This is a genomic window from Actinomyces sp. Z5 (assembly GCF_003287795.1).
Classification (GTDB): domain Bacteria; phylum Actinomycetota; class Actinomycetes; order Actinomycetales; family Actinomycetaceae; genus Actinomyces; species Actinomyces glycerinitolerans.
In genome coordinates, this window is the sequence record NZ_QMIN01000093.1 from 19,157 (window position 1) to 26,676 (window position 7,520).

A 7,520-nucleotide genomic window follows, 5' to 3' on the forward strand; every position below is an offset into this window, starting at 1 on the left:
CTTGAAACGCGGGAAGGCGTTGGCGCCGGCGTAGACAGCGTCCTCGCCCAGGGCCTCCTCGATGCGCAGCAGCTGGTTGTACTTGTTGATGCGCTCGCCGCGGGCCGGGGCACCGGTCTTGATCTGGCCGGAGTTGGTGGCAACCGCCAGGTCGGCGATGGTGACGTCCTCGGTCTCACCGGAGCGGTGCGAGGTCATCGTCTTGTAGCCGGCGCGGTGCGCCATCTCCACGGCCTCGAGGGTCTCGGTCAGCGAACCGATCTGGTTGACCTTCACCAGCAGGGCATTGGCGGCGCCGAGCTCGATGCCCTTGGCCAGGCGCTCGGGGTTGGTGACGAAGAAGTCGTCGCCGACCAGCTGGACGCGGTCACCGATCTTGTCCGTCAGGGCCTTCCAGTCGTCCCACTCGTCCTCGGAGAGCGGGTCCTCAATGGAGACGATCGGGAAGTCGGTGATGAGCTTCTCGTAGTAGTCGACCATGAAGTCGTTGTCGCGGGCCTCGCCCTCGAACTGGTAGGTCTTGGTCTCGGCGTCGAAGAACTCGGAGGAGGCTACGTCCATGGCCAGGGCCACGTCCTTGCCGGGGGTGTAACCGGCCTTCTCGATGGCCTCGACGATCAGCTCGAGCGCCTCACGGTTGGAGTCGAGGTTGGGGGCGAAGCCGCCCTCGTCGCCCAGACCGGTGGACAGGCCCCGGCCCTTCACGACAGCCTTGAGCGAGTGGTAGACCTCGGCGCCCATGCGCAGCGCCTCGCGGAAGGTCGGGGCGCCGACCGGGGCGATCATGAACTCCTGAATGTCCACGTTGGAGTCGGCGTGGGAGCCGCCGTTCATGATGTTCATCATGGGAACGGGCAGGGTGTGGGCGTTCGGCCCACCGAGGTACTGGTACAGGTCGAGGCCGGCGGAGTCGGCGGAGGCGGCCGCGGCGGCGAGGGACACGCCCAGGATGGCGTTGGCGCCGAGCTTGCCCTTGTTGGGGGTGCCGTCCAGCTCGATCATGAGGCGGTCGAGGCCGCGCTGGTCGGCGGCGTCGTAGCCGATGATCTCGGGGGCGATGGTGTCGTTGACGTTGGCGACCGCCTTCTCGACCCCCTTGCCGAGGTAACGGTCCTTGTCGCCGTCGCGGAGCTCGACGGCCTCGAAGGCTCCGGTAGAGGCGCCGGAGGGGACGGCGGCGCGGGCGGAGGAGCCGTCCTCCAAGAGGATCTCGACCTCGAGGGTCGGGTTGCCGCGGGAGTCGAGGATCTCGCGCGCGTGAACGTTCTCGATGAGGGCCACTTGATGCTCCTTGCTGAAGTTGTGTTGCCTGGGGAACAGGCACATGCAGGGCCAGCCTAGCGGCCCGCGGCCCACATCACGAGTGCATTGGTCCCGTCACTTCCGCAGTTGTTCACGCCCGGCGAGATCGCGCACCCGGCGCGCCGGCGGTTTCGGCCGACGACGTCGCCGCAGCCGCGCGCCTCCTCCACCCAGTCGAGGCGCATGGGCCGCCGTCTGCGTCAGCCCAACTGCAGTTGGGTGTCATCCTGCAGCAGCCACGCACCGCCGCCCTGATACCGCGGTGAGGCCTCCACACTCAGGCCGCCATGCAGTTCCTGGTATCGGGCGCTGACCGCGTCCTGGTCTTCCAGCGCGAAGACCTGGTTGGCTATCTGCACATAGCGATAGGTGTCGACGGCGGCGGGCGAGTAGTCAATATCCTTCTGCGCCTGCAACTCGGCCAACGCATCCGCGTCCGAAACTTCGATATCGAATTCTGCGGCCAGCTGTTCGGCCGCCGGCAGATCCGCGAGCGCGGTCACGACGAAGGCGGCGGTGGGTCCCTGCTCGCCGCCGGCGGCGGCGTACTCGGCGAGGTCCTGTGTGGCGTCCTGCACCTCCTGCTCGGAGAGGGTAAACGTCTGAAGGACGCCGTCGGCATCGGTGTAGTTCACGATGGCGGCCTGCCCCGGGTGTGCGGAGCAGCCGGCGAGGGCACTGACGCCGAGCAGCAGGGCGGCGCCGGCTCCCAGTACGCGGGCACGCCGGGTGAGACTTGTGGTGGTTCGGGTCACGGTGGGCTCCTTGCACGGTCGGCGACGACGGCGTGGCGCAGCCACCCGGCTCCGGAGCCAATGCCGTAGCGAGGCGTTGCCGACTCCCGGGCGGTTACGCACGACAGTCCGTCACCCTACGCCCGTAGACCGCCGCTTCGTCGAAGCCGCCCCGTCGCCGGCGGCGATCTCGGCACGTAACTTCAACCGACCTCGGCGAGTTGGCGGCGGGGCTCAGCGCCGACGCCGATACTTGGTGGCCTCGGTCTCCCAGTCGGCCTCCCCCGCGACGACGGCGTGCAGCAGTACCTCCGCCCAGCGCAGCAGCTCCTCCCCCTCGATGGCGGCGCCGCCCATGCGGGCGGTACCGGGCGCGGGGACCACGATGGTGCGGGTGGCGGGCTTGAGCACCGTGCCCGGGTACAGGCGGGTGACGCGCATACGCGCCGACTCGGGCAGGTCAACCGGCGCGAAGCGGATCGACTTGCCCTGCGCCACGATCTCCCGTACCCCCAGCTGGGCGGCCAGCGCCCGCAGCCGCGCCAGGGCCGCCAGGCGGCGCACCGCCTCGGGCACCGGCCCGTAACGGTCGGTGAGCTCGTCCAGCACGTCGGCCACATCCGCGTCGGTGCGGGCGGCCGCGAACTTGGTGTAGGCCTCCAGACGCAGCCGCTCGTGGGGCACGTACTCCTCGGGGATGGTGGCGTCCACGGGCAGGTCCACGCGCAGCTCGACGTCCTCCAGGTCCTCCTCGTCCGCGCCGGCGGCCCCGGCTCCGCCCGCGTCCCCCACCTTGAGGGCCTTCTTATAGGCGGCCACCGCCTCGGAGACCATGCGCACGTACAGGTCGAACCCGACCCCGGCGATGTGCCCGGACTGCTCGCCGCCCAGCAGGTTGCCGGCGCCGCGGATCTCCAGGTCCTTCATGGCCACCTGCATGCCGGCCCCCAGGTCGGTGTTGGTGGCGATGGTGCGCAGCCGCTCCAGCGCCGTCTCCGTGAGCGGCTTGTCCGCCGGATACAGGAAGTAGGCGTAGGCGCGCTCCCGGCCGCGTCCCACCCGTCCGCGCAGCTGGTGCAGCTGGGACAGGCCCATGCGGTCGGCCCGGTCCACGATCAGGGTGTTGGCGTTGGACACGTCCAGGCCGGTCTCCACGATGGTGGTGCACACCAGCACGTCGATCTCCTTGTGCCAGAAGTCGTCGATGACCTTCTCCAGCCGGGACTCGTGCATCTGCCCATGGGCGGTGGCCACCCGCGCCTCCGGCACCAGGTCGGCCAGCCGGGCGGCCACGGACTCGATGTCCTCCACCCGGTTGTGCACGAAGAACACCTGCCCGTCGCGCAGCAGCTCGCGGCGAATGGCGGCACTGACCTGCTTGGTCTCGTAGGTGCCCACATAGGTGAGGATGGGGTGGCGGTCCTCCGGCGGGGTGGACAGGGTGGACATCTCCCGCAGGCCGGTCACCGCCATCTCCAAGGTGCGCGGAATGGGGGTGGCGGACATGGACAGCACGTCCACATCGGTGCGCAGCGCCTTGAGGGTCTCCTTGTGCTCCACGCCGAAGCGCTGCTCCTCGTCGATGACCACCAGCCCCAGGTCCTTGAAGCGCACCTGCCCGGTGATCAGCCGGTGGGTGCCGATGACGACGTCGATGGTCCCGTCGGCCAGGCCCGCCAGCACCCGCTCGGACTCGGCGGCGGTCTGGAAGCGGGAGAGTTGGGCGACGTTGATGGGGAAGCCGGCGTAGCGCTCGGTGAAGGTCTCGGCGTGCTGGGACACCAGCAGGGTGGTGGGCACCAGCACCGCCACCTGTTTGCCGTCCTGGACGGCCTTGAAGGCGGCCCGTACGGCGATCTCGGTCTTGCCGTAGCCGACGTCCCCGCAGATGAGCCGGTCCATGGGCTGGGGCTTCTCCATGTCGGCCTTGACGTCGTCGATGGTGGCCAGCTGGTCGGGGGTCTCGGTGTAGGGGAAGGCCTCCTCCAGTTCGGCCTGCCAGGGGGTGTCGGGGCCGAAGGCGTGCCCGGTGGTGGCCGAGCGGGCGGCGTACAGGCGCACCAGTTCCCCGGCGATCTCGCGCACCGCCTTGCGCGCCCGCTGCTTGGTCTTGGCCCAGTCGGCGCCGCCCATGCGGTTCAGGGCGGGGTTGTCGGAGCCGACGTACTTGGTGACCTGGTCCAGGGCGTCGGTGGGCACCAGCAGCCGGTCTCCCGGCTGGCCGCGTTTGGAGGGGGCGTACTCGATGACCACGTACTCGCGGGTGGCCTTCTCCTTGCCGGCGCCGCGTCCGGAGCCGACGTCGCGGCGCAGCAGCTCCACGAAGCGGCCGACGCCGTGCTGGGCGTGCACCACCAGGTCGCCGGGGCGCAGGGACAGCGGGTCCACGCTCTTGCGGGTGCGGCGGGCCGGCAGGGTCTTGGTGGAGCGGGCCGCGGCGGGGGCGCGGCCGGTCAGGTCGGACTCGGCCACCAGGGCCAGGCGCAGTCCCTCGGCCACGAAGCCGTGCCCGGCGGAGGCCTGGGTTACGCGCACCACGCCGTCGGGGGCCTGGTAGGACAGGTCGGCGGCGTCGTCCAGGCCGGTGACGATGCGCGCGGGCACGCCGCCGTCGGCCAGCAGCTGGGCCATGCGGCGGCCGGGTCCGGGACCCTCGGTGGCGACGACAACGCTCCAGCCGCCCCGGGTCAGCTCGCCGATGTCCTTCACGGCGGCGTCCAGGCGCCCCCGGTAGCTCTCGGGGTCGCGCAGCGGCAGTTCGAGGGTGTCCGGGGAGGCCTTCAGGGAGGTGAAGGACCACCAGCCGCGGTTCGTGGACAGGGCCAGGGCGCGGGCCTCGGCGAGGTGGGCGAAGGCGGCGGCGGACAGGTCGATGGGGGCGTTGCCGCCGGAGGCGGCCGAGGTCCAGGCGGCGGCGAGGAACTCCTCGGTGGTGGCGGCCAGATCCTCGGCGCGCCTGCGCACCTTCTCCGGTTCGGCGGCGACGACGAGCCGGTCCCCCACCAGGTCCAGCAGCGGCACCATGCGGTCGGTGAGCACGGGGGCGAGGGACTCCATGCCCTCCACCGGGATGCCGGCGGCGAGCTTCTCAAGCATGTCGGCAGCGCCGGGGATCGCGTTGATCAGCTTCCGGGCGCGCTCACGCACCTGCTGAGTGAGCAGCACCTCCCGGCAGGCGGTGGCGGTGACGGCACCGAGGTCGGCGATGGTGCGCTGGTCGGTGACGGCGAAGGAGGAGACGGACTCGATCTCGTCGCCGAAGAAGTCCACGCGCACCGGCCGCGGCTGGGTGGGCGGGAAGACGTCGAGGATGCCGCCGCGGACGGCGAACTCACCGCGACCGGTGACCATGTCCACCCGGGTGTAGGCGGCCTCCGCCAGGCGGGCGGCGAGCTCCTCCAGGTCGACGCGCGCCCCGGCGGCCAGGTGGATCGGCTCCAGCTCCCCCAGGCCGTCGACCACCGGCGCCAGCAGGGCGCGCACGGGCACGATCAGCACGCGGACGGGGCCGCGCCACGGGTCCGGCATGGCGTCGGGGCCGGCCGGGGCGCCGTCCTCGGGATGGGCCAGGCGCCGCAGCACGGCCAGCCGGGTGGCGACGGTGTCGGCACGCGGGGAGAGCCGCTCATGCGGGAGGGTCTCCCAGGCGGGGAAGACGGCGACGTCGGGGTCGGGCAGGTAGCAGCGCAGGGCGGCGGCGAGCTCCTCGGCCTCCCGCCCGGTGGCGGTGACCACCAGCAGGGGGGTGCCGTCGCCGGCTGCTCCCACCCCGGGGCGCGCGAGGCGGCCCGAGGGATCCGGGCCGGCCCCGGTGACGCGGTCGACGCCGGCCGCGCCCAGGGCCATGGCGGCCAGGACGGCGGGGCGGGCGCCGGGGGCGACGACGACGCTGCGGTCGGTGCGCGAGCGGCTGCCGGCGGCCGTAACCAGGGAGTCGATGGCGGGGTCGGTCAGCAGCGGGGGCAGGAGAGCAGTCAGACGCACGGTGGGGAGTGTACGAGGCCTGCGGCCGCGACGATGCGGCGGTATGCCGTCAGCGTTTAACCATCATGCGCGTCATCGTCCCCAGGTCGCGCATGTCGGCACGGACGACGGGCAGCACCAGCCACAGAAGCGCCATGGCCAGGCACATCCCGACGACGGCCACCAGACAGATGACGATGGCGGGCAGACCGGATGCCAGGGTGCACAGTCCCCAGGTCACGGCGGTGGCCAGGGCGGAGACGGCGAAGATGCGCAGTCCGTTCCAAACCAGGGGAACGGTGTTGAGCCCCGATTGCCGCCCGGACCACAACAGGGAGATCGGCCACAGGATCAGCGGGCTGGCCACGTAGGCGTAGGCGACCCCCAGGGCCCCGAACTGCGCCCCGACAATGATGGCGGCCAGGCGGATCACCGCGGAGAACAGCGTGTAGCGCAGGTAAGCCCGTCCCAGCCCGCGGGCGGTGTAGATCCAGCCGCCGACCACCGCCAGAGTGGTTAGTCCCTCCCCGATCGCCACCAGACGCATGTAGGGAACCACGCTGAGCCAGTGATCGCCGAGTACCACGGACACGACCGCCGGCGCGGCCGCCACCACGATGCCCATGGCCAGGAACACCGGGTACCCCAGGCCGAGCTGGCCGCGGCGCAGATAGGCGAGGGTACGTTCGTCGTCGTCCTGAAGCTTGGCGACGACGGACAGTCCGAGCGTGGTGACCTGGGGACGGAACTGGTTCAGCGGGGTGCGCAGCGTCTGGACGGCGCGGTTGTACAGGCCGAGGGTGCCGGCGCCGAAGAGCCGCCCCATGAGAATCGAGTCGAGGTTGGAGGCCAGGTAGAAGACGATCTGGGTTCCCGCCATCTGCATGCCGAAGCCCAGCAGGGCGCGCATGGACTCGCGCCGGTCGTACCAGCGTGGTAGCCAGCCGGCGATAATCGGCAGGGCGATGAAGGGCACCAGGGCGTTGACAATGCGCTGGACTACCAGCGCCCAGTAGCTCCAGCCCCAGGCGGCCGTGATTGCCCCCAGCACCAGGGCGAGAGCGGCCGCCGCCAGGTCGACGGCGAGCAGGCGGCCCACCAGCAGTTTGCGGTTCAGGTCCGCGCGGTACTGGTTGACCATGCCGGCCATGAGGAACGTGGGGGCGATGGCCGCGCAGACGCCGGCAACAGCCGGCTCGTGGTAGAAGGCCGCCAGCAGCGGGGAGACGGCCAGGCCGATGCCGGTAAGCACCGCCCCGGAGGCGGTGTTGAGCCACCACAGGTTGGAGCGCTGTCCGTGGCTGAGTGTGCGCCCCTGAATCGCGGCCGTGGACAGGCCGAAGTCCTGGAAGATGGTGGCCACGCCGACCACGGCGGTGACCATGCCCACCACGCCGTAGGCGCGGTCGTCAAGCAGGCGCGCCAGCACCACGACGTTGCCCAGCTGCAGGAGGATGCGCAGCCCCTGCGTCCATACCGTCTGGCCGGCGGCCTTGGCGGCGCGTTTGCCGAGTCCGCCCC

At 71.2% G+C, this 7,520-nt stretch carries 4 protein-coding genes; all 4 read right to left on the bottom strand.

The genetic code is table 11. The annotated features are described in order from the left end of the window. Positions 1-1,281, bottom strand: a 1,281-nt coding sequence (gene eno / locus DRB06_RS12780) for a phosphopyruvate hydratase (protein ID WP_111820151.1), incomplete at its 3' end; no start/stop codon positions are given. Positions 1,282-1,502: 221 nt separating this feature from the next. After that, on the bottom strand, positions 1,503-2,057 hold the full coding sequence (locus DRB06_RS12785; RefSeq protein ID WP_111820152.1) for a hypothetical protein: 555 nt from the start codon (positions 2,055-2,057) through the stop codon (positions 1,503-1,505). Positions 2,058-2,270: 213 nt separating this feature from the next. Next, positions 2,271-6,020: a transcription-repair coupling factor gene (gene mfd, locus DRB06_RS12790; RefSeq protein ID WP_111820153.1), complete on the bottom strand. Its 3,750-nt coding sequence runs from the start codon at positions 6,018-6,020 to the stop codon at positions 2,271-2,273. 49 nt (positions 6,021-6,069) lie between these two features. Further along, positions 6,070-7,520: lipopolysaccharide biosynthesis protein (locus DRB06_RS12795; protein WP_181575270.1), on the bottom strand; the 1,451-nt coding region annotated here is incomplete at its 5' end.